Below are 25,799 nucleotides of genomic sequence, written 5' to 3' on the forward strand. Positions count from 1 at the left end.
CATCTCACCCGCTCCGCCGTTATTCGGCAGCCAGCTTTGCGCGTTCCTTCCCCTTGTCCGACTCCCCGGCGTTTTTATTCGCGGCCTCGCGGTCCTGCTGCATTTCCTCGACGGACTTGACCTTCAGGCGGGCCGCCCCCTTGTAATCCCGGGTCGGGAGCAGCGGGCCTTCCTCCAGCCGCTTCCTCGCTTCGGAAATGGCTTCCGTATACTGCGGAAGCCACGCTTCCTGCGCAACCAGCATTTCGTCGACCAGCTGCCAAATCTCCTTCGGATTGCAGACCGCTCCGACGAGCGGATCCATCATGAAAGCCTGGCGGAGCAGCTTGTCATCCCCATGGATTGCCGCTTCCACAGCCAGACGCTGAACGGAAATGCTGACGCTGCAGACGGCTGCGGGGCCAAGCGGGAGGTCGCCTACCAGCGGCATCGAAATGCCGTTCCGATCGACGTAGCCCGGCGCTTCAATAATGGCGTCCGCCGGCAGATTGGCGATCACGCCTTTATTCTCGACGTTAAAGTGCCCCCGGTATACGCGTCCGGTTTCCAGCCCCTCGATAATGTAGGAGCCGTGCTCATGGCTGCGCTTCTCGCTCTTGTATTCAAAAGCCGGGTCCTTCATCCAGTTCGGAAAATCCGTCTCGAACCAGTTGCGCCCCTCCGTGCACACCCGCAAATAACCGCCCGTCTCGCCGTTGATCCAGGAGCCCAAATCGATCCATTCATGGATTTCCTCCGGACGCTTGCGGTACCAGGGCACGTATTCGCTCAAATGGCCGTTGGATTCCGTACTGTAATAGCCGAAGCGGCGCAGCATATCGATGCGTACCTTCTCGGTCCGGCTGAAATCGGCATGGTTCTCGAACGCCTCGAGCAGCTTGCCCGTCAAATCCTCGCCGTTGTGCTTGATCTGGATATACCAGGTTTGATGGTTAATACCGGCGCAAATAATGTCGACTTCCTCCTGCTTCAGGCCAAACGCTTCGGCAATTTGCCAATGTCCGCCCTGAACGCCGTGGCACAAGCCGATCGTGCGGACGCCGCCGTACTTGTTGCAAGCCCAGGTCAGCATCGCCATCGGATTCGCATAGTTCAGCAGCAGGACGTCCTTCGACGCCACCTCGCGGATATCCCGGCAAATATTCATCATTTCCGCGATGCCGCGCTGCCCGTACATGATGCCACCGGCGCTCAGCGTATCTCCGACGCATTGGTCGATGCCGTATTTGAGCGGGATGTCCACGTCCGTGGCGAACGCCTCAAGGCCTCCGACTCTTATCGTGCAAATCACGTATTTGGCGTCCTTCAAAGCCTCGCGCCGATCGGTCGTCGATTGGATCTTGATGGAAAGGCCGTTCTCGTCGATATCCCTTTGGCAAAGAGCCGTAACCATTTCCAGATTATGAGCGTTAATGTCCGTAAAAGCGACCTCGATACCGCGGAATTCTGGCACCGCCAGCAAATCGCGGAGCAGCCCGCGCGTGAACCCGATCGAGCCCGCGCCGATAAACGTTATTTTAAAAGCAGACATGATAAATCGCCTCCGATTGTTCGTTTTGGTGTAAAGTCGTGAGATCTCCTCTACATTGTAGCAACGAAAAATCGGAGGCGTTATCAAAATCGTGACATGATAAGCGACGAGGTGTAAGAAATCGTCACTTTAGTTCAAAGTAACCCTTCTCGGCGTTATCTCCTCTGGCGTTGTTTCCGGCCCGGTATTGGACCGGCGTAACTCCCGCGTTCTTCTTGAACCAGGCGTGAAAATATTCCCGGCTGCCTACGCCGATATATTCGCAGATGTCGGCCGCCGGAATGTCCGTTTGCCGAAGCAGCATCTTCGCTTTCTCCAATCGCAGCTCGGTTAAATATTCGGTGATGCTCTGTCCGAGCCGCGCCCTGAAAATCCGGTGCAAATAACCGTGATTGAGGTTGACCGCCGCAGCGATATCTTTCACCTGAATATCCCGGTCATAGTTGTGGTGGATGAATTGCAGACACTTGTTCATGTACAAATCGTGCTGCTGGGGGCCGTTGTAGGCGGACTGCCGGTAAATGCGGGCAATTAGAACGAACAGCTGGTGAAACAGCAGGCCGACCATGACCCCCGGTTCCTTGCTCAGACTGTCCAGCTCGAGCACGAGCATTTTGAGCGTATGATACACCTCGCTGGAATCCTTAAGCACCAAATACGGGTCCGTTACGCACAGCAGGCTTTGCAAATCCCGGTCCTGCCCGGCCAGCTGCTTGACGGAGGCGGCGCCGTCCGGCTCCTTGCCCGCTTTGAACTCTACGTTCAGCATCCGGCACGGCGAATCGGGTTCGACGATCAATCGGTGCAGGACATTCCCGTTCAAGATGACGAATTCGCCTTTTTTCAGCTCGACCTGCGCGTGCGGAAGATCGTCCCTCTGGATTTCGATCCGGCATACGCCGCTTATAACGTACATAATTTCAACCGCGTCGTGGCGGTGAAAGGGCATATCGAAATTTTCCCATTGCTTGAAGTAGTAAGCGGTGGCAGCTGCGCAAGCATCCCGCTCCAGCCATTCCCGCTTGAACAATCCCGTTTGCGTCATCGTCCGTCCGCTCCTTTCCGCCGTTTAAAGAAGAACGCGTACATCAGCACAAACAGAACAAACGCAAACAGCTCCTCGACAAGCAAATAATACGGATACGGACCGAAATAATCCAGGAAGGAAAAGGAGCCCGGCTTGCGCATCAGAAACATGTAATTGGCATCCAGCACGGAATTGGCCCACCAGACAAAGGCTGCGACAAGGTTAATGCCCAGCATCGAATAGGACAGTGATTTCCAAGTCGGCCTGTAATCCTCGATCCAGGTCATATATAACGAAGCAAGAATAATAGCCGCGTGCGCAACAAAAAATAGAAAAAAGCGGAAATGCGGGAACGCGTAATCCAGGCTGGGCGTCAGCAGCGCGATCGAAGCGCCGGCGATTCCCGCAAAGTAGAGAAACGGATAAAGCAGCCTGCTGCGGGTAGTCAGCATAATGATGGAGAGCAGCAGCGTAATCCCGCAAAGCTCCAAGGGCAGCGACAGCCCGGAGCGCCATATGCCTTCGGACACGTACCAAAGCTGAAGCAGCGCTTCCGAAGCAAGCAGCACGGCGACCAGCGACCAGCGTACGCCCCTGCGCAGGCTCTCCCGCCCGCGTATAGCTTTTCTCGACCGATAGAGCATGAAACATAAGAAAATGACAACGATAAGACCTATCCAATGAGAGGCCGAGAACATGATGAAGGAAGCCTCGTAATCGCTGTCAAAATAAGATCCGAAATGCATAGACGCCTCCTTGGGAGACCAGCGCCTCCTGACGGTATACGTCTATATTCGCTCAAATCGGCCGAAAAGGAAAGACCCGTTTGTTCGCACGTATCCGTGCCTAACTCATGGCTTAACCTTTAACGGAGCCGATCATAACGCCTTTCTCGAAATATTTTTGCAGGAACGGGTACAGCACGAGAATCGGCAGCGTCGATACGATAATGACGCCGTATTTGATCTGATCGGCATACTTCTGCGCGTAGCCGCCCGACGCTCCGCCGGTGCCCGCGCCGCCTGCGAACACCTGGTTCGACAGCAAAATATCGCGCAAAATGATTTGCAGCGGCTTCAAATCGTTATCCCGGATATAAATGAGCGCAGTGAAAAAGTCGTTCCAATGCCCGACCAGGTAATAAAGCCCGACAACGGAAATGAGCGCCTTGGACAAAGGAAGAGCCACCTTCAGGAAATAGACGAAATGGGAGCAGCCGTCCATCGCCGCCGCTTCATACAGCTCGGGCGGCAGGGAGGCTTCGAAAAACGTCCGCGCAATAATCAAATAAAACACGTTCACGCTGAACGGAACGATAAACACCCAAAACGTATTCGTCAGATGCAGATCTTTCATGAGCAGGTAAGTCGGGATCAGGCCGCCGTTAAAAAACATCGTGAATACAAACGCGAACATGATAAAGCGCCTGGCTTTAAATTCCTTCCTCGACAGCACATATGCCGCAGGCAAGGTGAACAGCAGATTGATGAACGTGCCGGCAAACGTATAGAAGAGCGTATTCCGGTACCCCGTCCAAATCCGCTCGTCGCGGAAAATTTCGTTGTACCCGAAGAAGCTGGTCCCTTTCGGAAATAACAATACCTTGCCGGTAGACACCATCGTGGAGTCGCTTATCGAAGCGATAACGATAAAGTAAAGCGGATAAGCGACCGCCAAAAAGATGAGAGCGCATAACGCGAATAATACGGTCCGGAAAACGATTTCGCCGCCGCTGAGCCGATGACGAACCATGGCAACTCCTCCTTCATTAAGCCCCTAGAACAAGCTTGTATTGGAAACCCGCTTGGAAATGGCGTTCATCGCGAACAGGAAAATAAAATTAATGACGGTATTGAACAAACCGATGGCCGAAGCCATGCTGAACTGGTTGGACACGATGCCGATCTTGTACACATACGTCGCGATGACCTCGGACACCGGCAAATTCAGCGCGTTTTGCATCAGGAATATTTTCTCGAAGCCCGTGCTGAGAATGTTCCCCATGCTGAGGATGAACAAAATGATGATCGTCGGAACGAGCGCCGGAAAATCGATATACCGGATCGTTTGCCATCTGTTCGCTCCGTCGATTTTGGCGGAATCATACAGCTGCGGGTCTACGGTCGACAGCGCTGCCAAATAGATGATGCTGTTCCAGCCGCAGTGCTGCCAGATGTCCGAAATGACATAAGTCGGGATAAACGTGGACGTTGAAGCAAGCAGGTTGATGTGCCCGAGTCCTATGGATTTCATCATATGGCCGACGATTCCCGTCTCCGGCGACAGCAGCACGTTCAGCATCCCTACGAGCACGATTACCGAAATGAAGTGAGGCAGGTATACCGTCGTCTGCATAAGCTGCTTCGCCTTTTTTCTGCGGATCTGGTTCAGGATAAGCGCCAGAATAATCGGAGCCGGAAATCCGACAATGATCGTCGTTAAGCTGATGAAAAACGTATTTTTCATCAAATCGCTGAACAAGTAGCTGTCAATGAATTGCTTGAAGTAATACAGGCCCTGCCATTCCCCGCCGGTAAGCCCTTTGCTGAAATTGTAGTCCCGGAACGCCAATTGCACCCCGTACATCGGGATATAGCTGAAAATAAATATGACAGCGATGGCGGGCAGCACCATGATCCACAATTGATAGTCGCGTTTAAGCGTGCTGAGAACCGTTCCAGAGCGCATAGAAATCCCCCCTTGAGGAAGAAGCCGCTTCGCCTGCAAAGTGCGGAGCGGCTTCTTTCTTCATATAATTTTATTAAAATACAGGAGTTTAAGAGTCAGTTATTACTTGCTCTTGTATTCGTCGTAGTACTTCTGCATAATTTCCAGGTTCTTATCCAGGCCGGCCTTTTTGCTTTCATTTACGTAGGAGTCCCACTCGTTCTCGATACCGCCTTTTGTAACCCACTTGGCAAAGCTTGCGTTAGCCAAATTCATAACGTTCGTATTGTTAAGGCTCATCGTGTTATTGTCGGCCGTCTCGTATTTGATGAACATAGCCGGGTAGACGTCGGTTGCCGGATCGACCTGCGCAAGCACATCCTTCAGCGGCTCCGAATGCGTCAGCACCTCCTGCATGTCTTTGCCGAGCGTCAATTGCGTCGAATCGGAAATATAGAATGCGCCGTTATCGGCCCATGTGGAGGTCCACTTCCAGGTGCCTGGGTCCATCTTCGCATCCTGCGGCGGCAGCACGGCATAGGTTCCGTCGCCGTTGTCCTTAATGTTCGGGCCGATCGAGCCGAACAATACTTGAATGCCTACCTTCGGATTGTACAGCTCGTTGATAAATCTCATCGCCGCTTCTTTGTTTTTGGTATTTGCCGACATCACGATATGGTTGGTGCCGAAATTCAAAGAGTAGTAGTCATAGCTCCAGGACAATGGACCCGTATAATCGGCTTTCGCTTTAAGCGGCGGCAGCGATTCGTACTGCGGCGCTACCTGCTCGCCGAAGCGGTCCGACGCAACCCAGCCCCAGGTGAAGCCGACCTTCGCCTTATCCCCTTCGCCGCGGGCAACCGATTGAAATTTTGTATAGTCGTGAGTAAATACCTCGGGGTTGATCAAGCCTGCCTTGTACAGCTTGTTCAGGAACATGACCATTTCTTTGTAGCGGTCGTCGGTAAGGAAGTTTTTTACCTTGCCGTCTTCGACGAAGTAGCCCTGTCCGCTTATTTCCGAAGCAAGCGTAACGCCCATGCCTCCGAGAAGCACGGCCGGATTGAAATACCCGCCGATGCCGCCCGGCCAGTCCATTGGAATTTCGTCGCTCGGATCCCCGTTGCCGTTTGCGTCTTTTTCCTTAAACGCCACCAGTACATCGTACAATTCGTCCCATGTCGTAGGCGTTTTGAGGCCGAGATTATCCAGCCATTGCTGGTTAATGTATTGTCTGTTAACGGTATCCGGCCAGAACGCCTGATATTTCGGCAAGCCGTAAATATGGCCGTCCCTTTGCGTTGCGATCGCTTTCGTCTCCGGCTTTTCCTCGAACATTTTCTGTACGTTAGGCGCTTGCTCGACCAGCTCGGACAAGTCCTGGAACAATCCTTGGAATTGGGCGAAATCGGCATCCGTAATGACGTTAGGCCCGACGAACAAATCCGGGACGTCGCCGCTTGCCAGCATCGTGCCTTTTTTCTGTCCCCAGTCGGCCGTAATTTCCTGCCATTCGATATCGACGCCCGCGGCGTCTTCCACCTGCTGCAGCCATTCCATTTCACCAAGCGGCTTCGTGAGCGCATGCTTCGTAATGACCGCCGTCAGCTTCACTTTTTCGCCGCTGCCTCCGCCGTTGCCGGAAGCTCCATCGGTGCTTTCGTTTACGTTCTCGCCGCTTGAGCCTGAACAGCCTGCCAAAACGGTGGACACTACCATCATGGTCGACAGAAACAAATGAACTCTCTTCTTCATTGCGCTACCCCCATTATTCTTTGGTAAGCAAAATCGATTTGGCCTGATGACGTTGTCCGGATGTTTTTTGTCCGATTTCGCTTTGCCCCCTCACTCTACCCCCTCATCCGGAGCTGCGTAAACGGGCATTTTTTGAGCGGTCGCCAATTTTTGAAAGCGCTTATACGGAATTTATGAAAGCGATTGCAAATTGAGTGTTTTCGCGGCTTCGAAAAACTGTATATGTTCAAAAAATGCCTCTAGTGTGCGTCAAAAAACCGCTGCCGCCTGACGGCTGCGGCAGCGGCCGAGCTTGGATTGAATTATGCCGTTTACGCTTGCCGATGCGTATCCCTGTACTGTCCGGGTGTCGTGCCGACTATTTTCTTAAAGGATCGGATAAAGCTGGACGTGTTCGAATAGCCGACCTGCTGCGCGACCGAATCGAGAGTATCGCCGGTTCCCCGCAACAGCTGAATCGATTTTTGAATGCGCAGCCTGTCGATGTACTCCTTGAAATTTTGCCCCATCGTTTTTTTGAAATGATAGCTGAAGCCGGACAGCGACATGCCGAAGTGATCGGCCATCGTCTGCAGGGAAAAATCGTGGTCCATGCCTTTTTGATCGATAACCGCCAAAATATCCTCCTGCGACGCCGATCCTGAAGACGGCAGCGTAAGACGGATAATGTCGCACAGCTTACCGCAGCTTTCCCGCATGATCCCGGCCATCTGCTCGATCGTATAACGCTTCTGGAAGGCCGCATCCGTCAGCATGATCAGGCTGCCGTCATCGTGGCGGAACCGCTGAAGACCGTTGATCACGACGCTTATCGTGTTCAGATAGACCGTTCTCACCATATGGTGCGGCATCCCGTCGCTGCCGAAATAGTCGATGATCCGGTCCATGACCGATTCGACTACGCTGACGTCGTTTTTCAAAATAGCCATTTCCAGCGATTGCAGCAGCTCGGCGAAATAGGAAACGGTGCCTGCTTGCGAAACCTCGATTTCATCGAACGCCAGTATCGTATATTGCTTCCGTATACGAAGATGCTCGGCCGTACGCACGGCTTGCAAATAAGACAGATGAACGCCCTCCGGGCGGACAGAGCTCTCCGGCGCGCCGATGCCGACCAGGGAGTGAATGCCGTTCCGGGCGGCCAGCTCCCGCTGAAACTCCTCCAGATAAGCTTTTATCGGGAAATCCGCAGCATGGCTGCAAATAAAGATCGTTTCCTGCTTATAAATGCTTTTGAAAAAATAACCGTCAATCCCCTCCGGCAGCCTCTCCTCCGCCATCCGGCAATACTCCGTCACGCCGCCGGCATCCGCGCCGTCCCGCTCAAAGGCGATAACGGCCGCCGTCACAAGCGGTCCGCCGATGGTCACTCCGTATTCGGCGGCTTCCCGCTGAAACGTTTCCCAATCCTCGAAATGGCCGCTTGCGAGCTCGAACAGCAGATTATCCCTCATAATCGGCAGCGTGCGCCTGACGCTTTCGTCCAGCTTGCTGTTGGCGGTGGACAGCCGGTCGAGCGCGTGCTGGATCGTATCGATTTCATTCATCCGTTTCGGCTCCTGCGGCTCGAACACATCCAGCGCAAGGCCGACCAGCCGCTTGATCGGATGATAATTTTTGCGGATGGAAACGTAAATGACGATGCCCTCCGCCAGCAGGATCAGCAGCACCAGCACCACGGTATTCCTTTGGATCGTGCGGATGCTTTCCAGCGAGTCGGACACGGGCAGCAGACTGACGTACTGCCATCCGTTTTTATCCGATACGTTGTAGGATACGATGACGTCCTGCCCGCCGATCTCGTGGATGCCCGAACCCTGACCGCTCTTGCCCAAACGGGACACCAGCGCCTGAACTTCACCCGAATCCCCGTAGGAATCGGCATCCGAAGCAACAAGCCGGTTTCCGTTCTCGTCGAAGATGAAGAAATCCCCGCTGTACGACTCGGATACGGACTTCATCATGCGGATGACCGTTTCCTCCTTGACCAGAATCAGAACCGCCCCGGGCGAGTTTTCCCCGCCGAGCGGAAGCGGAAGCAGGAAAGTGAGCATCCTCAGCCGGTTATTGCCGGGAACGATAACGTCCTCGGCCGGTCTGACGGCAGGCAGATCAAGACGGTCCAGCTGATCAAACATCTCCTCGTGCGGCCAGTTCTCATAATAATAGCCGACCCCGCGCCGGGCGAAATCGTCTACATTGTAAACGCTTCCGGTTTTGGCGAAAAGATAGCCGATACTTTTGACATACAGCAGCGTATTGTCGATAAATGCGTCGGTTGCGTTGTATTTTCTCATTTCGTTTGCAATGACGATCCGCTGGTAGTCGTTTTCCGCCGCCGAATACATCTTGATATCCCGGTTCTGCAGCAGCTCCGACGGCAAATCGTAAACGTAGCTCGTAAAAATGTCCATGGACGTCATGAACTGCTCCGTTACGTGCGCATTCCATTCCATCTCCTTATCCTTCGCAATTTTGGCGGAGTAGGGATAATAATAGACGAGAATAATGATGGTAGGCAGCAGGAGCACCAAAATATAGGAAATCAGAAATTTTGCGAGCAAACTGGACTTTTTCAATGAAGGCCGACTCTCCTTCTGGGTAAGATCGAAATTCATAATGGTCAAAATATACCACAGCTCTCCAAAAAAAGCTTGCCCCTTTGTAGAGAAGCAAGCGATTTTGGACTAACAATTTGCACCAGCACCAGCACCAGCACCCGGTTCCATATTTTTATTCATTTTATCGAAAATGTCGAGCGCCCGCTCCATATCCGCCGCTGTCATGCCGTCGAACAGCTTATGCATCATTTTGGTCCGCACCGTGTCGATCATCTCGACCGTTTTTTTGCCTTCGTCCGTGATGTCGAGCATGACGACGCGCCGGTCGGCCTCTCCCCTCGTGCGTATGACATACCCGAGCTCGATGAGACGGTCCGCGATGCCCGTCACGCCTCCGCATGTAATCAGAAGCTGCTCGGCCAAAGACGATGCCTTCTGCGGGCCCGATTCCGCAAGGATCGTCAGCATCCTGCCGTGCGTCATGCCCAGCCCGTGCACATTGTAGCTGTTCCACTCCGAATTGATAAGTCTTCTAACCTGCCGGAAGGACTCGTCCAGTTTTTTCATCAGCGCCAGCCGGCTCTCATCCGATTCGTTCACGCTCACACCGCCTTGTTATCCCTCTTTTATCGAAATTGTACCACAGGCCAGGCACTTATATAGCTCGTTTCGGATAATTCATTTTTCTTTCATCGAGACAAAAACGCCGTCAAAGCAGCCGGAAAGCTGTTCTTTGACGGCGCCCGCATTCCATCATCCCTGTAAAAGCTTCAGCGGCCGCTTGTTCAGTAGGCCCTCTCTCGCCGCCGCCCAAAGCTCCCGCATCAGCTGCTGAAGGGGCCAAGCCGCCGTCGAGGCCGCAATTACGGCAACACCATAGCGCTGCGTAAGCGACACCCCGGCCGCCACAGGGTGTCCGCCCGGCGCGGCATAGCCGTCCAGCGTCTCCTGCAGCAGCTCGAGCAGCCTGCCGTCCACCCGGTCGGAGAAGACGTAGAAGGCGGCGGAATGCGTCATCTCCTCCCAGCAGCCCGGTGCCCCGAGCATTTGAGAGGCGGGCTCAATCCGCTGCCGCTGCGCGAAAATCAGCTCCTCGCCATATTGGACCGTAAGCTCGTTATGCAGGCTGCGGTAATCGAACTTCTCCCCGCGCAGCGTGCGTCCGGGGCAAAGAACGTCTGCCTGCATCCAGACGGAGCCTGCCTGCAGGCTTACATGCGTCTCGTTGCGCAGCGCCGCATCCTTATAGAGCATCATAGGCTCCGGCATATGCTCCACGACCGCGTGCTCTTCCAAAACAAACGATTGGCGCATGGAGGATCCTCCCGCCGGAAGGCTCGGATGCACCTTCATATAAGACTGATTCGTGATCATGACATGCGAATGCTTGCCGGAAGTCCATTCCAGCTCGTAGCGGTCGCCTTCCAGCAAGCCAGGCGAAACGTCCATGACGATGACCGCCAGCTGTTCGTCTACCGGAAAAGCTTTGGCGATCTTGATCGGAGCCGTATGGTATTTGCCGCCTACCTTCGTTAGCCCGTCCCGGACGGCGAACAAAGCCCGCAGCACGGAGGTGCGCTCGCGTCGTCCGCCTGCCGCGGCTTCCGGCGCCGCTGAAGTGATCGGGTTTTCCATTAAGACGCGGAAGGCCTATGGCCGGAAGGGATATCGGACAGCTGGATCAGATGGGAGTGTTCGATTCCGCGTGCGTGGGCAACCTCATGCGTCAGCCAGCCGATAATGTCATCTAGGCCGTCCTCGCCGCGCAGGTTGGAAAACACATAAGGCCGCTTACCGCGCATTTTCAGCGTGTCCGCCTCCATTACCTCCAGGCTGGCGCCGACATGAGGGGCCAGATCGATTTTGTTGATGATCAGCAGGTCGGAGCGCATAATGCCGGGACCGCCCTTGCGCGGAATTTTCTCGCCCTGCGCAACATCGATAATATAAATGAACCGGTCGACCAGTTCCGGGCTGAACGCAGCCGCCAGGTTGTCGCCGCCGCTCTCGATGAAAATCATGTCCAGCTTCTCGAACCTCCGTTCCAGCTCCTCGATCGCCTCAAAATTCATCGATGCATCCTCGCGGATTGCCGTATGCGGGCAGCCCCCCGTTTCCACCCCGATGATCCGCTCCTCCGGCAGCACGCCCGTATTGAACAAAATGCGCGCATCTTCCTTCGTGTAAATATCGTTCGTAATGACCGCCACGCTGTAACGCTCATGCAGCTCGCGCGTCAGGCGCTCGACGAGCGCCGTTTTGCCGGAGCCGACCGGTCCCCCGATTCCGATGCGGATCGGCCTGGAGCTGTCGATTGACGGGCTTTCCCATTCTTGATGCGTATGTCCTTGACCTTGGCACATAAGTATTCCTCCCTGTCAGCTAATGAATGATTTGTCCGGACTTCAAGACATAAATAATCTGGAATAAAGCCTTTCATGCCGGATCATGGCAAGCTCGGCCAGCGGCATATTCGAATGCGCCTCCTCGGGCTCGAGCGAGAGAGCCGTTTCCATCGCCTGCCCGGTCAGCGGAGCAAGCCTCGCGATAAGTGACTGCCCTTCCGTCTGCCCGATTGGCATCAGCCGCAAAGCGCTGTTAATGCAAGTTACGATGCATGTATACAAATAGCCCTGAATCGCCTGCTCCTCGGACACGCCGAGCAGCCAGCAGGCGTATCCGTGCGCCAGCGGGTGGGAGCCATGGCAGCGCCCTTCCTTCACGGCCGACGCCACCGGCGCCCAGTCCAGCTGCGGATGAATGGCGGCCGCAAGCTGCAGCAGCCTGCGCCCTATCTTCTCCACTCCGATGCGCGTCTCCGATGCAATCCTCTGGCAGTGTACGAGCCGTTCGGCCGCAAACAGCTTCTCCCATGCCTGCTCCGGCGCGTCGCGGTAGACGGCCCTAATGACCATCGCATCCGAGCTGGCCCAGCTCTGCAGCAGCATCGCGGACACATACCGGTACAACTGGTCGGAGCGGTCCATTCTGCCCTCCTGCACCATCGTCTCCAGGCCGAACGAATGGGAGAAACTGCCGATCGGCAGCGCCGAATCGAGCAGCTGCTGCATGGCCAGCCATCTAATCGTATCGTTCACAGGGTGCTCCCTTCCCGAATATACGGCCTCTTTTCTCAAAATAAAAAGTAACGCTGAGCCATCGGCAGCACGTCCGCCGGCTCACAGGTGACATGCTCGCCGTCCACCCTCACTTGGTAGGTTTCCGGGTCGACCTCGAGCTTCGGCGTCGCATCGTTATGGATCATATCCTTCTTCGTCACGGTCCGGCAGCCTTTAACCGGCTCGATGCGCTTCTGCAGGCCGAGCTCCTGAGCGATGCCGCGATCGTAAGCCGCCTGCGAGATGAAGGTGATCGAGCTGCTGTGGACCAGCTTGCCGAACGCCGCGAACATCGGACGGCCGAAGACGGGCTGCGGGGTCGGAATCGAAGCGTTCGGATCGCCCATTTGCGCATAGGCAATGCTTCCGCCCTTCAGCACCAGATCAGGCTTTACACCGAAAAACATCGGGCTCCAAAGCACCAGATCGGCGAATTTCCCGGTCTCGACCGAGCCGACCAGATGGGATACGCCGTGCGTAATCGCCGGGTTGATCGTATATTTCGCGATATACCGCTTAATGCGGAAGTTATCGCCGTACTCGTCATCGGGAGCCAGCGGTCCGCGCTGACGCTTCATTTTGTCGGCCGTTTGCCAGGTACGGATAATGACTTCCCCAACGCGCCCCATTGCCTGCGAATCGGAGCTGATCATACTGAATACGCCCATATCGTGCAAAATATCCTCAGCCGCGATTGTCTCGGGCCTGATCCGGGAGTCGGCGAACGCCACGTCCTCCGGAATGCTGCTGTCAAGGTGATGGCATACCATGAGCATGTCCAGATGTTCTTCGATCGTATTGATCGTGAAAGGACGCGTCGGATTCGTCGAAGAAGGCAGCACGTTCAGCTCGCCCGCCGCCACTATAATATCAGGAGCATGGCCGCCGCCCGCCCCTTCCGTATGGTAGGTATGGATCGTCCTGCCGCCGATAGCAGCCAGCGTGTCCTCGATAAAGCCCGCTTCATTAAGCGTATCCGTATGAATAGCCACCTGCACGTCGTATTGGTCGGCTGCGCTCAGACAGGCGTCGATCGCAGCCGGCGTCGTGCCCCAATCCTCGTGCAGCTTGAGCCCGATCGCGCCCGCTTCGATCTGCTCGATAAGCGGCGCGGTAGACGAGGCGTTCCCTTTGCCCGTAAAGCCGATGTTCATCGGAAACTGCTCCGCCGCCTCGAGCATCCGGCGCATATGCCATGCGCCCGGCGTTACGGTCGTCGCGTTAGTACCCGTTGCAGGTCCCGTGCCGCCGCCGATCATCGTCGTAACGCCGGAAGACAGCGCCGTCTCGATCTGCTGCGGGCAAATAAAGTGAATATGCGAATCGATGCCGCCCGCCGTCACGATTTTGCCTTCGCCTGCTATGACTTCCGTGCTCGCGCCCACGATCATATTCGGATGGACGCCGTCCATAATGTCCGGGTTGCCGGCTTTGCCGATCCCGACGACCAGGCCGTCCTTCAAGCCGATATCGGCTTTGACGATCCCCCAGTGGTCGATGATGACCGCATTGGTAATCAGCGTGTCCAGCACGCCTTCCGAGCGCAGCGCGCCGCTCGACTGCCCCATTCCGTCGCGGATGACCTTTCCTCCGCCGAATTTGCATTCGTCGCCGTAGACTGTATAATCGTGCTCGATCTTCGCCCAAAGCTCCGTGTCCGCAAGCCTGACCGCGTCGCCGGCCGTCGGGCCGAACATGGCGGCGTAGCTTTTTCTATCCATTTTGCCCATTGCCGGAGGCTCCTTTCCAGGCGTCCAGCCTCTTTTTCGTTTCATCCGGCAGCTGGTCCATTTCCGCTTTGCCCCTGCTGAGGCCGTTCAGCCCGTACGACAGCTTGGAGCCGCCAAGCTCTACAAGCGTAACGGGCTTCTCCTCGCCCGGCTCGAAGCGGACGGCCGTTCCCGCCGCGATATGGAGACGCATGCCGAACGCGGCCTCCCGGTCGAATGCCAGCCCGCGGTTCGCTTCGAAAAAGTGAAAATGGGAGCCGACCTGCACCGGCCGGTCTCCGGTATTGACGACGATAAGCTGCCGCGTTCTGCGGCCGGCGTTCAATTCGATCTCGCCCGCGCCAACGCGGTATTCCCCTGGTATCACCGTTGCCAACTCCTCCTTTAATATGTATGAAAGCTTATAATTACTGACTGATCGGATGGTGGATGGTGACCAGCTTCGTCCCGTCGGGAAACGTCGCCTCCACCTGCACTTCATGGATCATTTCGGGAATGCCGGACATCACCTGTTCCCGCTTCAAAATCGTCGTTCCGAATTCCATCAGCTCCGCCACCGTCATCCCGTCCCGCGCGCCCTCCATGATTTCGGAGGTAATAAGCGCCACGCTTTCGGGATAATTCAGCTTCACGCCGCGATTCATCCTGCGCCTGGCCAAGTCGGCGGCGACCGTGATGAGCAGCTTTTCTTTCTCGCGTTCGGTCAACTGCATTTTTCCACCTCTTTGCCCTTAATACCTACATTATAGTCAGCCGAATCGGGATAGTAAATGAGTCTGCGTCATCTTTTGTGACACAAGTGTATACGATTGTGTTCATTCTTCCGCTTTTGAAGCCAAAACAACTACACTTTATTCGCCGGCCGCCTAAAAATATAACACCTTATTTACATGCCTATACAGGTCGGAATAATCGACTTGCTTCGACGCAATACGACGGCTTGTGCACGAAATGCGGCTTTTACCTGATATAGCCTTTCGGGTCCATGTTTATACTTTTCAAATTGGATTTTCAAGCATTTCCGCCTAACATCCGGCAGCTGTGCCATTATAGCCAACGGTTGTCCATTGTGTTAAACTTGAGTATCGATTATTTTATATCCTTACTAGGAGGCACTTACATGGCGACCAAGAGAATGCGATCAGATATGATCAAAAAAGGTTTCGACCGCGCACCGCATCGCAGCTTGCTGCGTGCCGCAGGCGTTAAAGAAGAAGATTTCGACAAACCGTTCATTGCGGTTTGCAACTCGTATATCGATATTATCCCGGGCCACGTTCACCTTCAGGAATTCGGCAAGCTGGTGAAAGAAGCGATTCGCGAAGCCGGCGGCGTTCCGTTCGAATTCAATACGATCGGCGTAGACGACGGCATCGCGATGGGCCATATCGGCATGCGTTACTCGCTTGCCAGCCGCGAAATTATCGCCGACTCGATCGAAACGGTCGTTAACGCACACTGGTTCGACGGCATGGTCTGCATTCCGAACTGCGACAAAATTACGCCGGGTATGATCATGGGCGCGCTTCGCGTCAACATCCCGACGATGCTTGTCAGCGGCGGACCGATGAAAGCCGGCAAAACGTCCGACGGCCGTTCGATCTCGCTTTCCAGCGTATTCGAGGGCGTAGGCGCCTACCAGTCCGGCAAAATCAACGATGAGCAGCTGCAAGAGCTTGAACAGTTCGGCTGTCCGACCTGCGGCTCCTGCTCCGGCATGTTCACCGCGAACTCCATGAACTGTCTGGCCGAAGGCCTTGGACTCGCTCTGCCTGGCAACGGCACGATTCTTGCCGTTTCGCCTGAGCGCAGGGAGTTCGTCAAAGAAGCTGCCCGCCAGCTGATGAAGATCATCGACCTTGGCATCAAACCTCGCGACATCGTAACGAAGGATGCCATCGACAACGCCTTTGCTCTTGATATGGCGATGGGCGGCTCGACAAACACCGTGCTTCACACGCTTGCGATCGCGCATGAAGCAGGCATCGAATATCCGATCGAGCGCATTAACGAAGTCGCTGAGCGCGTGCCTCACTTGGCCAAAATCGCTCCAGCCTCCGACTGGCACATTGAAGACGTGCACGAAGCGGGCGGCGTAAGCGCCGTTCTCAACGAGCTGTTCAAAAAAGAAGGCGCGCTGAAGGGCGATACGATCACCGTTACGGGCAAAACGCTGCGCGAAAACGTCATCGGCTGCGAAATCCAGAATACGGACGTGATCCGCACGATCAACAATCCGCATACGGAGCGCGGCGGCCTTGCCGTCTTGTTCGGCAACCTGGCTCCTAACGGTGCGATCATCAAGACAGGCGCGGTCGACAAATCGGTTGGCGGCTACCACAAAGGGCCTGCCATCTGCTTCGATTCCCAGGATGACGCACTGGCCGGCATCGCAGGCGGCAAGATCAAAGAAGGCCACGTCGTTGTCATTCGTTATGAAGGACCGCGCGGCGGCCCTGGCATGCCGGAAATGCTCGCGCCTACGTCGCAGATCGTCGGCATGGGCCTCGGCGCCAAGGTTGCTCTCGTAACGGACGGCCGCTTCTCGGGCGCATCGCGCGGCATCAGCATCGGACATGCTTCGCCGGAAGCGGCTGAAGGCGGACCGATCGCATTCGTTCAGGACGGCGACATCATCGAGATCGACATGAACAACCGTACGATGGATCTTCTGATCAGCGACGAGGAATTCGAGAAACGCCGCTCCGAATGGAAAGGCTTCGAGCTCAAGATCAAACGCGGCTACCTGGCCCGTTACGCTCATCTCGTCACATCCGCCAGCACCGGCGGCGTCATGAAAATGTAGGAATGTAAATAAAAAGGTTGGCCGGGAGCTCGTCCCGGCCAACCTTTTTTTGTGAGAGTTATGATCGTCATCTTTCATTCATTTCATTTCGTATCATGTAATGAAAACAAATGAATCTTCAGTCCGCAGCCAGACTGCCTGCAAGAACAATCGTTCCGCGCGGCTCCGACCCGTCCATATCCGGCTCATGGGTAATCGCAATCTGGTCGTAGGACTCAGGGGCGAAGGTGTAATACAGCGCTCCGGTGCCTTCATGCGTCAGGAACGTCCCCGCGTTGACAGGCTTGCCGTTCCGGAGCAGCCACACCTGAAAGGCCTCCCCTTCGGCCAGCCTTGGCAGCGATTCCGCTTGAAGGATCAAGTGCATGCCTTTCTCGTCGTTAACGACGGTCGCAAGCCCATTCGCTTTGCTGTCCTTGGCGGTCGGCGATAACGCAATCGCTTGATTGACCTGCACGCCGCTCAAAGGCCTGTCGGTCGATGCGATTCTTTCCTCCAGAGTGATCACCTTTGCGGCAAGGCGCTCCTTCTCCGCCGTCAAGCTGTCGATCTTCAGCAGCAGCGCTCCCGACAAAAGCAGCAGAGCAGCCGTCGCCGCCATAAAGGAGGGCATGATCCATCGTCTAGCCTTAAACGGCTTGACGGTTATCATTTCCGTGATTATGCTGCCTTCCGTCGGACTGGCAGATGCCGCCGTTTCGGTATTCAAGGTCATTAGAGCTGTTTCCGGTCCATCATCAAGAAGGGGCTCCTCTGCCAAGCCCGCCCAAGAAACCGCTCTCATAATTCTGTCCTTCATTCCTTCAGGAGGATGCTCCTCTTCTCCGGAATATTCGAATGCTTGCCCGGACACAGGCGGCTGCTGCAGCGCAGCTTCTTCTTGCATTTCATCAATCTTTTGTCCATGCTCTCTAAGCCAATCCACCGATAAATTGCGCGCATCCGTAAACATCCAGCTGCTGATTTTACCGGCCGACTCTTCCGGTTGTGATCCACCCTCGGCATTCCATACGCGGATGTACAATTCCCGTACGATCGATTCGGCTGCCGTCTCATCCTTCACGATACGGTATACAAATGCATATACCGGGCGTTCATAACGATCGTAGAGCTGTTCCAGCGCGGAACGGTCCCGCAGCGAGATCAAGCGGATAAGCAGCTCGTCCGATGCTGCCGCCTCCCCCATACAGGTCTCCCTCCTCGCATACCTACTGCCATCATCATAACGCGTTCAGGAAAAAAGTCCAACCTTTTCCGACATTTTTTTTGCAATTTCGATAAACTCTTTAAAATTTCAAAAACCAGCCTCAGGTTCATGGTAACCCGAAAGCTGGCTTTGATCATCGGATAAGTCCGGTTAGATGGCTGTTGTTTTCGTACCTAACGGCGCAGCTTCGTCGGCTGCTGCGCTTATATTAATCGATTCGTTCAGACGCTCGCTGTCATTTATTCTGGTCATCAGCTTTGTGGAATAGGTCCTAATCTTCGCCGCGGGCATAAACAGCATGCGCGGAGTGACAGGCTCGCGCCGATTCGTTTTGCCTTTGTCCTTTTTCTGTTTTTGGGTCAGTACGCGGACCAGGATTCTCAAATAGACCTTGGTCGACCTCGCGAACCAGCCGTCCGGCAGCTTATGGATTTCGAAGCCGAGCCGGTCGGCTCCCCGGTGGATCATCGTCACGCCATAGACCGCTTTAATGTCGCGTGCCTGGGCATCCTCCATCAGCTGATCGGCCAGATGAGGCAAAGCCTGCTCCACCTCCCGCAGCATTCGTATGCCGGTGGCGACTGGCGATTTGGAGGTCGCCGCAATGGTAGAGAGCATTTTATTATCGAAGTGAAGCTCGGCAATCCGGTCGCCCTTGTTCACCCGTCCGCCTTCGGCAAGCTCTACCGGCTGTCCATTATACGTCGTAATGCGGTAATGGAAGGAAGGCTGCTCCGTACCGCCGACCGTTTTTAAGCGGAACACGACATGAAATGCTTTCTCGTACATAAGCCATAGCGAAATCAAACATTTCTTCAGGAACGATCTTTCGATCGTGCGCACCGCATCCGTCAGCTTGATCATCTCGTCTATGCCGACAAACCGGTAGCCCCGTCTCCTGCCTTCCTGCAAGTAAGCCTCGAGCGCGGTCAGCATGTTGCGGGGGGCGTCCTTGTCCGCTCCGAAGGTCATCCCGCAATCGTGCAGCAGCATGACCTCGCCCGGCCTGAGCTTCTTCAGCATACGCTTCTTGAGACGCTCCGCGCCTACGCGGATGCGCCAATCGCCGAACATGGCCGACCATAAAATAATTTGCAAATACCCCAGATTCGCGTAGTCGAATACGTTTACGATTCCCCAAGGCGGCCGATAATAAACCGAACGCAAGCCCGTTGCGCGCTCGATTATATCGATCGTCCGCTCGATTTGCTTCTTCACCGTGCGCGGCCGCATCAGCCAGTTGGATTTGTGAACGTAATTATGAATCCCGATAACATGGCCTTCGGCCTGCATCCGTTTTAGCAGCTCTTCCTGCCCTTCGGCATGTGCGCCCACGACAAAAAACGTCGCTTTCGCATCATAGCGGGCGAGCAGATCAAGCAGCTGAGGCGTGTACACCGGGTCCGGCCCGTCATCGAACGTAAGGGAAATTTCCTTCTCTACCCGCCCCTTTTTAAATACGCGGAAGCCGAACGTACGGCTTATGAGGCCCGGAAGAAACGCATAGAAGGTTGCGACGTATAATCCCCATAGAAGCAAATTTTCCATTTTGTTTTCCCCACCGTTATATGATTTAGTCGACGAATATGCAGCGGTACAAAACAACAACGATAGCTTTAATTGTAGCATAATGCAATAAAAAATAGGCATCTTTTTATAAACTATAGTACAATCTTATAGGAATCATGACTTTGGAAAAAGAAGGAGTATACCTATGCTGCCATTTTACAAAAAATATTGGCGAACCGCTTTCGACATTGCGCTGATCGCGTTAACGGTGTTCCTGATCATGTACGCCTTCAGCTTTTTGTACCGGATCGCAACCCCGATATTTTTTTCCTTCCTTATATATCTATGCATCGAGCCCCTGGCAAGAAGACTTAATAAGCTGGGAATGAAAAAATCGATTGCGTCCGGCATATCCGTCCTTGTATTTACGTTAATCATACTCGGCGCTTTCTCGGGCGCCGCTTATCTGCTGACGAAGCAGGGGACGGAGCTCATTCAGAACTTTCCGAAATACCAGGAAATACTGGCCGTCCAGATCGCCAACATTACGAATGAAGTCCAGTCGCGCTTCGGCACCCTGCCGGAAGATCTGGATCTTGTGAACCGATCGAAGGAGCTGATCGAAGGGGCGACGGGAACGCTGGCGGCCTTCGGCCAGACGGTGCTTCTTAATATCGTCGGTTATGTTTCGTCGTTCTCGACGTTCGTATTCAACTTTGTCGTCGGCATTATTTTGGCCTATTTCCTCAGCATCGAAATCAAGTCGTGGAAAAAAACGGCCGACGAGAAGACGCCGAACACATTCAAAAAAGCCTTTTTCTTCCTGCGCAACAACGTATTCAAAGGAATAGCCTTGTATATTAAAGCGCAGGCGAAAATGATCAGCATCACGTTTATCGTCATTCTCGCAGCGCTGCTGCTGCTTGGCGTCGACAATGCTTTCGTAATCGCGGTCGTATCCGCTATTTTCGATATTTTGCCGCTGCTCGGCGTCGGCACCGTGTTTATTCCGTGGATCATTTATTTGATCATCGTCGGCAAAATAACGCTCGCCATCTGGCTGTCCGCGTTGTTTCTCGTCGTCGTGCTGACGCGCCAAATATTGGAGCCGAAAATTACCGGAGATTCGCTTGGCGTTTCAGCTTTTACCATGCTGGCGTTCATGATCGTTTCCTTGTCGCTGTTCGGCGTTGCCGGCGTGATCCTGTCCCCGATCCTGATGATACTCATTAAGGCGCTGTACGATCAAGGTTATTTCCACCGCTGGATTCACGCTCCCGTCGGAGAGTTCGATTCGCCCGACGAAAATTTGCCGTTCGTTGATGCATTAGCGAAGCGCGATGACGGGCGGAAGAATGAGCGTGACGGAAGGCTGCAAAAATAACAAAAACGGCAATGTGGAGGGGGGGTCCCCTTCCTCATTGCCGTTTTTTTGTGTAAATGTTCGGTACGGCGCATCAAGCTAACGCTCCATCCGGGCGGCGATGTCCATCACGCCGCGGAACAGCTTCGTCGCCTGGTTGCTGCTCCCCGGCGGACGGTTTTCCACAAGCACGGCAATGGCGTAGCGCGGCTTTGCAGCCGGGCCGTAGCCCGCAAACCACTGGTGATTGCGGGCGGCTCCGGCCCGGCTAACCTCGGCGGTGCCGGATTTCCCGGCCACCGCCCACAGCCCTTGGCGGATCGACCGGCCGGTTCCGTGGTCGACGACCGCCTCCATGCCGCGCAGCAGCGCACGGGCGGTGGCCGGCCTGATCCGGCCGCCGGTCCCCTGCGCGCGCTGCGCGGGCAGCTTCACCATCCGCTGGCCGCCGGCATAGCGGATTTCGCTCACGAGGCGCGGCTCCATAACGCGCCCCCCGTTCAGCAGCGTGACAATCAAATTGGCCGCCTGCAGGGGCGACATCGTCACATCACGCTGCCCGATTCCGCTCTGCGCCATCACGCCTCCGTCTACGGCTGCCAGCGCCGCTTCCGGCCCGCTAGCATCGCTCCGCTCCGTCTCCCGCACTCCGGCGGGCCTCGCCGCTCCTGCTTCGCGCAAAGCAGCCTCGCGTTTGCCGCTCCGTTTCACGGCAGCCGCTGCCGGGGCCGGAGCGAACAGCGAGCCGGCTTCCTCCTCCCCCAGCAAGCGCAGCGGCTGCGCGAAGGGGCCGAAAGCCTTCTCGCGGTGCCACCCCGCCTGACGGCCGATGCCGAGTGCGTCCGCCGCCCATTTCAGCTCGGAGGGCTTCAGCCGCTCCGCAACCGTCGCAAACGCGATATTGCACGATTGCGCGAGACCCTCCTCAAGCGTCAGCCATCCATGGCCGCCTTCCTTCCAGCAGGACAGCCCGTATTTTCCATACTCCCCATCGCAGTGGAACATCTCTTGTGTACTCGAAACACGAGTTTCAAGTGCGGCCGCTTCCGTCACCAGCTTGAAGATGGAACCTGGAGCGACTGCCCTTATCGCATGGTTTTCCCATTCGCTGCCATCGCCGGACCGGAACTGCCCCGGCTTCAGCTTCGGCCGGGAAACCATAGCGACAATATCGGCATTATGCGCGTCCAGCACAACAACCGCTCCTTCAACTATGCCTAGCTCGTCCAAATATGCTTCAATTTTATTTTGCAGGCGCAAATCGAGCGTCGTAATCGCCTTCAGCGGATAATTGGAATTGCCGGGCTGCGTGAGACGCAGGTCAAGACCGTGCAGCGGCGAGCTGCGTCCATCGATAAAATACGAAACGGAGGTCGCTCCGACACCGCGAAGAAGCTTGTCCAGCGACTTTTCCAGGCCAGCTCCGCCTACCTGCTCCGTAAGCTTGCGCTTCCCTTTCATGAGCTCGTCTGCAAAATGCGCCTGCAGCCACTCGGGATGCTGGCTCGTAAATCCGATCGCATGCTTCGCCTCAAACCCGGAAACATAACGGTTCCGGTAAGGCAGCACACGAACCCCGTTCAAGCCAAGCCGCTTGATGCCTTCCGCCTGCTCGGCGGTTAATTTTACGGGCTCCTTCGCCCCTTCCGCCGTCCAAAAAATCGGCTCGCGCACAGCGTCCCATACACTCATTAGATTCTCAGCACTCACGTTAAGCAAAGCGCCCAGCTTTGACAAATCCTCGGCAGTTCCCCTCTCATCGGAACGTATGGGGAAAAACGCCGCCGTCATATACGTTTCACCCGTAATCGGCAGACCGTTCCGGTCATAGAAATCGCCGCGTCCGGTATCCAGCACGAGACTTCGCTGTCGCTGCTGAACCGCAAGTCTCTGCCAGCCTCCTTGCGCCGCATACCGCGCATTGACGGCGGCAGAAGAGCTGCCGGGCATCAGCTGCAGCCAGGCAAGCCTGCCGATATACAGAAGCATAACGGCGCTTATGACTAAAGCGGCTATCCAAATTCTTTTATACATGTCGGTTCACCATCTTGCTGCCGCCCCTTTTTCAGACCCGATGCTACACCATTATTATTTCCTTATCCGGATACCGTTCAAACCTCCTGGCCTCAGGGACGACAATTCATAAAAAAGAAGTCCTATCAGCAACCGTGTGCTGTAGAACTCCTTTGACCGATAAATTCTATTTGCGTCACACTCAACCGATTTTAAACTGGGACAAGCTGTCTTTAAGCTCTCTCGATACCGCATCCAGCTTCTCGGACAACCCGACCAGCCCGTCGCTTATGCTAAGCTGTTCCGAGCTGAGAGACGCGACCTCCTCCGAAGTTGCCGACGATTGCTCGGCAACCGCGCTAACGTTCGTCATCGCTTCCGAGAGCACGGCCTGCGACTCGTCCAGGTGGCTGATCGCCCCCGTTACCAGCTCCAGCTTCTCGGCAAATTGACCCATTTGCCCTTGAACCGTCAAGAAAATTTGATTGGCTTCCTTCACCGATCCGATCTGCTCCTGGAAGAGCGGATAAGCGTCCGAGAGCACTTTTACCGTCTCGTCGATTTCCCCTCTGATCTTCTCGGTAATTTGGCCGACCACGTCAATCGATTGGCGGGACTGATCCGCAAGCTTGCGGATTTCGTCGGCGACAACCATAAACCCTTTGCCAGCCGCACCCGCGCGTGCCGCTTCGATTGTGGCGTTCAGCGACAAAATGTTCGTTTGCTTCGTCAAGTTATTGAGCACGTCGAGAATTTTCACAATCGAGCCCGTGCTTTCTTTGAGCGCGTCGACCTTCTCCACCATCGACCGGGTCATTTCCTCGGTCATGCCGGTCTTCTGAATAAGAACGCCCATGTAGGCCGTTCCCTGCTCGCTCGCCTTTTCGACCTCGCTGGCCGAGCGCACCATTTCCCTGTTCGCCTCGATGACCTTTTTCATCTGCACGTCAATGCTGCCCGTCAGATCGTTGCCCCGCTCGGCTTCAACCGCCAGACTGGTCGCGCCGCCGGCGATTTCCTCCGTCGCCACGGCAATCTCCTTCGCCGACAGTGCCGTTTTGCGGGACGCCTCCGTCAAATCCGTCGCCGTTAGCAGCACGTCCTCCGCGGAACGAGTTGTCTGAACGGCCAGCGCCTTGATTTGGCTCATCATCCGGTTAAAGCTTTCCGACAGCTCCCCGATTTCGTCCTGGCGCTTCTTCATATCGGACCGTACGGTCAGGTTGCCGCCGGCCCCTTCATTCATGAGGTTCCGAAGCTTGACAAGAGGCTGTGCAATCGTCATGATAACCAGCGCTCCGATCGCGATGGCAATCAGGGCTGCCACCAGAACGGTAATCCATGTCAGCGTCTGGATCGCCTTCGCGTCCCTGACCAGCTCCTTCACCGGCACCGTACCGAGCAGCTTCCAGTTCATCGTTTCAAAGGTCGTGTACACCGCAAGCACATCCGTGCCGTCCGTTGTCATTGTTTTTAAAGCGCCATGTGCGGCGGAATCGCCTTCCGCGGGCAGTCTCACTTTGGCGGGTTTGCCGATCAGCTCCTCCTCCGGCGCCGTAATGTAATTGCCGCTTTCATCGATGATCGCCATTTCGCTGTCCTGCCCCAGCACGACATCGGCATAACGGCTGCTCAGCGAATCAAGCTGGATATCCATTAACAGAACATAGGAAGCCTCATTGGACATACTGTCCTTGAGCACGCGGCTGAGGCCGATAGACGGAGTCCCCGGCGTGCCTGTAAGACCTTCGGGCTGCGGCGGGATCCAATGCGTTTTACCGGCCTTCTCGACCGTCTGCTTGAACCATTCCGATTGCATGAGCTTCTCAACGCTGCTGCCGCTGGCCGAGCCGGCCGTCACTACCGACAGCTTCGGATCGATAGGGAGTAGGAGGAGACCGCTGATCGTATTGTTGCCCATTACATAGTTTTGCATTTTCTCGTTCAACTTTCGCGAGGCTTCGAATTTGCTGTAATCGTCGCCTCCTGCCAGCATGCTGCGGACAATTTCGTGAAAATCCTTGTCGATCAATATTTGCAGCGATAAATCCTCGTATGTTTTATAAATGACGTCCAAATTATTTGCGACCTGATTCACCGTTTGAAGACTGGCATCCGATACTTTGCTCTCGACGATCTGTTTTGATTTCGCATAAGCCATTAGTCCTACTGTCAAAACGCATGCAATAATGCTGCAGAAGATGATTGCGAACAGCTTCATCCCGACGGACTTCAACGGGTTGGATAATTTGGTGTCCTTCACCGCCCCGAGCAGAGCTTTTGAGGCTCCGGCTGCGGCCCGTATATTTGATTGCGCTTTCATGGGGACTTCTGACTTGCTGTTCTTCGGCTTCTTCGCCTGTTTCTCTTCCGAATTTGTCATTAGGAAAGACACCGCCTTTAAAATTGTAAGTCAAAAATTAGTTCTTAGGTTGCAAGCGAATCTTGCCAAAGATAGGTATGTAGAACAATGAGTCTATTATTTTATATCGGCAGACTCTTGTCAATTCT

At 55.0% G+C, this 25,799-nt stretch carries 20 protein-coding genes; 2 read left to right on the top strand and 18 right to left on the bottom strand.

Features of this window, described 5'->3' with window-relative positions; translation table 11 throughout:
• Positions 1-19: 19 nt before the first annotated feature.
• The 14 genes from melA to KP806_RS09200 form a co-directional block, all read right to left on the bottom strand.
• Positions 20-1,531 carry an alpha-glucosidase/alpha-galactosidase gene (gene melA / locus KP806_RS09135; protein ID WP_224723275.1) on the bottom strand — a complete coding sequence of 504 codons (1,512 nt, stop codon included), beginning with the start codon at positions 1,529-1,531 and terminating at the stop codon, positions 20-22.
• Between the two features lie 124 nt (positions 1,532-1,655).
• On the bottom strand, positions 1,656-2,576 hold the full coding sequence (locus tag KP806_RS09140) for a helix-turn-helix domain-containing protein (RefSeq protein WP_224723276.1): 921 nt from the start codon (positions 2,574-2,576) through the stop codon (positions 1,656-1,658).
• Positions 2,573-3,304: a YwaF family protein gene (locus KP806_RS09145; RefSeq protein WP_224723277.1), complete on the bottom strand. Its 732-nt coding sequence runs from the start codon at positions 3,302-3,304 to the stop codon at positions 2,573-2,575. Before KP806_RS09145 ends, KP806_RS09140 begins: the two co-directional genes overlap by 4 nt.
• Before the next feature lie 112 nt (positions 3,305-3,416).
• Positions 3,417-4,310: a carbohydrate ABC transporter permease gene (locus tag KP806_RS09150; protein ID WP_224723278.1), complete on the bottom strand. Its 894-nt coding sequence runs from the start codon at positions 4,308-4,310 to the stop codon at positions 3,417-3,419.
• A 24-nt stretch (positions 4,311-4,334) separates the two neighbouring features.
• Positions 4,335-5,246 carry an ABC transporter permease gene (locus KP806_RS09155; RefSeq protein WP_224723279.1) on the bottom strand — a complete coding sequence of 304 codons (912 nt, stop codon included), beginning with the start codon at positions 5,244-5,246 and terminating at the stop codon, positions 4,335-4,337.
• A 102-nt stretch (positions 5,247-5,348) separates the two neighbouring features.
• Complete coding sequence (locus KP806_RS09160) at positions 5,349-6,980, bottom strand: ABC transporter substrate-binding protein (RefSeq protein WP_224723280.1); 1,632 nt, start codon at positions 6,978-6,980, stop codon at positions 5,349-5,351.
• 311 nt (positions 6,981-7,291) lie between these two features.
• Positions 7,292-9,559: a helix-turn-helix domain-containing protein gene (locus tag KP806_RS09165; protein ID WP_318153537.1), complete on the bottom strand. Its 2,268-nt coding sequence runs from the start codon at positions 9,557-9,559 to the stop codon at positions 7,292-7,294.
• A gap of 108 nt (positions 9,560-9,667) precedes the next feature.
• Entirely contained in the window at positions 9,668-10,141 is a 474-nt protein-coding gene (locus tag KP806_RS09170) for a MarR family winged helix-turn-helix transcriptional regulator (protein ID WP_224723281.1), read from the bottom strand.
• A 153-nt stretch (positions 10,142-10,294) separates the two neighbouring features.
• On the bottom strand, positions 10,295-11,176 hold the full coding sequence (locus KP806_RS09175; RefSeq protein ID WP_224723282.1) for an urease accessory protein UreD: 882 nt from the start codon (positions 11,174-11,176) through the stop codon (positions 10,295-10,297).
• On the bottom strand, positions 11,176-11,904 hold the full coding sequence (ureG, locus tag KP806_RS09180; protein WP_224723283.1) for an urease accessory protein UreG: 729 nt from the start codon (positions 11,902-11,904) through the stop codon (positions 11,176-11,178). Before ureG ends, KP806_RS09175 begins: the two co-directional genes overlap by 1 nt.
• Before the next feature lie 42 nt (positions 11,905-11,946).
• Positions 11,947-12,639, bottom strand: coding sequence for an urease accessory protein UreF (locus KP806_RS09185; RefSeq protein ID WP_224723284.1), 693 nt, complete (start codon positions 12,637-12,639; stop codon positions 11,947-11,949).
• Between the two features lie 35 nt (positions 12,640-12,674).
• A complete protein-coding gene (gene ureC, locus KP806_RS09190) occupies positions 12,675-14,390 on the bottom strand; it encodes an urease subunit alpha (protein ID WP_224723285.1) in 1,716 nt (571 codons plus the stop codon).
• On the bottom strand, positions 14,374-14,757 hold the full coding sequence (locus KP806_RS09195) for an urease subunit beta (RefSeq protein WP_224723286.1): 384 nt from the start codon (positions 14,755-14,757) through the stop codon (positions 14,374-14,376). Before KP806_RS09195 ends, ureC begins: the two co-directional genes overlap by 17 nt.
• Before the next feature lie 40 nt (positions 14,758-14,797).
• A complete protein-coding gene (locus tag KP806_RS09200) occupies positions 14,798-15,103 on the bottom strand; it encodes an urease subunit gamma (protein ID WP_224723287.1) in 306 nt (101 codons plus the stop codon).
• Positions 15,104-15,510: 407 nt separating this feature from the next.
• On the opposite strand from KP806_RS09200, the gene ilvD reads away from it, so the two are divergent.
• Positions 15,511-17,196: a dihydroxy-acid dehydratase gene (gene ilvD / locus KP806_RS09205; protein ID WP_224723288.1), complete on the top strand. Its 1,686-nt coding sequence runs from the start codon at positions 15,511-15,513 to the stop codon at positions 17,194-17,196.
• Positions 17,197-17,314: 118 nt separating this feature from the next.
• On the opposite strand, the gene KP806_RS09210 is transcribed toward ilvD, so the two are convergent.
• Together KP806_RS09210 and KP806_RS09215 are read right to left on the bottom strand one after the other, a co-directional pair.
• Complete coding sequence (locus KP806_RS09210) at positions 17,315-18,382, bottom strand: anti-sigma factor domain-containing protein (RefSeq protein WP_224723289.1); 1,068 nt, start codon at positions 18,380-18,382, stop codon at positions 17,315-17,317.
• A 171-nt stretch (positions 18,383-18,553) separates the two neighbouring features.
• Positions 18,554-19,951, bottom strand: coding sequence for a polysaccharide deacetylase family protein (locus KP806_RS09215; RefSeq protein WP_224723290.1), 1,398 nt, complete (start codon positions 19,949-19,951; stop codon positions 18,554-18,556).
• Positions 19,952-20,117: 166 nt separating this feature from the next.
• Between KP806_RS09215 and ytvI the strand changes: the two genes are divergently transcribed.
• The gene (gene ytvI / locus KP806_RS09220; RefSeq protein WP_224723291.1) at positions 20,118-21,296 is read left to right on the top strand and encodes a sporulation integral membrane protein YtvI; all 1,179 of its coding nucleotides are present in this window, start codon (positions 20,118-20,120) and stop codon (positions 21,294-21,296) included.
• A 78-nt stretch (positions 21,297-21,374) separates the two neighbouring features.
• On the opposite strand, the gene KP806_RS09225 is transcribed toward ytvI, so the two are convergent.
• Positions 21,375-23,309 carry a peptidoglycan D,D-transpeptidase FtsI family protein gene (locus KP806_RS09225; protein WP_224723292.1) on the bottom strand — a complete coding sequence of 645 codons (1,935 nt, stop codon included), beginning with the start codon at positions 23,307-23,309 and terminating at the stop codon, positions 21,375-21,377.
• Positions 23,310-23,490: 181 nt separating this feature from the next.
• Positions 23,491-25,671 (bottom strand): methyl-accepting chemotaxis protein, encoded by a 2,181-nt coding sequence (locus KP806_RS09230; RefSeq protein ID WP_224723293.1) that lies wholly within the window; start codon positions 25,669-25,671, stop codon positions 23,491-23,493.
• Positions 25,672-25,799: the final 128 nt, after the last annotated feature.

Source organism: Paenibacillus vietnamensis (assembly GCF_020169515.1).
In the GTDB taxonomy this organism is placed as follows: Bacteria; Bacillota; Bacilli; order Paenibacillales; family Paenibacillaceae; genus Pristimantibacillus; species Pristimantibacillus vietnamensis.

Excerpts from the sequence above, each read along its gene's own strand:
- ilvD (WP_224723288.1), top strand. The coding sequence starts at position 15,511 with ATGGCGACCAAGAGAATGCGATCAGATATGATCAAAAAAGGTTTCGAC.
- melA (WP_224723275.1), bottom strand. The coding sequence starts at position 1,531 with ATGTCTGCTTTTAAAATAACGTTTATCGGCGCGGGCTCGATCGGGTTC.
- KP806_RS09155 (WP_224723279.1), bottom strand. The coding sequence starts at position 5,246 with ATGCGCTCTGGAACGGTTCTCAGCACGCTTAAACGCGACTATCAATTG.
- KP806_RS09215 (WP_224723290.1), bottom strand. The coding sequence starts at position 19,951 with ATGGAAAATTTGCTTCTATGGGGATTATACGTCGCAACCTTCTATGCG.
- KP806_RS09230 (WP_224723293.1), bottom strand. The coding sequence starts at position 25,671 with ATGACAAATTCGGAAGAGAAACAGGCGAAGAAGCCGAAGAACAGCAAG.
- KP806_RS09150 (WP_224723278.1), bottom strand. The coding sequence starts at position 4,310 with ATGGTTCGTCATCGGCTCAGCGGCGGCGAAATCGTTTTCCGGACCGTA.
- KP806_RS09225 (WP_224723292.1), bottom strand. The coding sequence starts at position 23,309 with ATGTATAAAAGAATTTGGATAGCCGCTTTAGTCATAAGCGCCGTTATG.
- ytvI (WP_224723291.1), top strand. The coding sequence starts at position 20,118 with ATGCTGCCATTTTACAAAAAATATTGGCGAACCGCTTTCGACATTGCG.
- KP806_RS09200 (WP_224723287.1), bottom strand. The coding sequence starts at position 15,103 with ATGCAGTTGACCGAACGCGAGAAAGAAAAGCTGCTCATCACGGTCGCC.
- KP806_RS09175 (WP_224723282.1), bottom strand. The coding sequence starts at position 11,176 with ATGGAAAACCCGATCACTTCAGCGGCGCCGGAAGCCGCGGCAGGCGGA.
- KP806_RS09210 (WP_224723289.1), bottom strand. The coding sequence starts at position 18,382 with ATGGGGGAGGCGGCAGCATCGGACGAGCTGCTTATCCGCTTGATCTCG.
- ureC (WP_224723285.1), bottom strand. The coding sequence starts at position 14,390 with ATGGGCAAAATGGATAGAAAAAGCTACGCCGCCATGTTCGGCCCGACG.
- ureG (WP_224723283.1), bottom strand. The coding sequence starts at position 11,904 with ATGTGCCAAGGTCAAGGACATACGCATCAAGAATGGGAAAGCCCGTCA.
- KP806_RS09140 (WP_224723276.1), bottom strand. The coding sequence starts at position 2,576 with ATGACGCAAACGGGATTGTTCAAGCGGGAATGGCTGGAGCGGGATGCT.
- KP806_RS09145 (WP_224723277.1), bottom strand. The coding sequence starts at position 3,304 with ATGCATTTCGGATCTTATTTTGACAGCGATTACGAGGCTTCCTTCATC.
- KP806_RS09160 (WP_224723280.1), bottom strand. The coding sequence starts at position 6,980 with ATGAAGAAGAGAGTTCATTTGTTTCTGTCGACCATGATGGTAGTGTCC.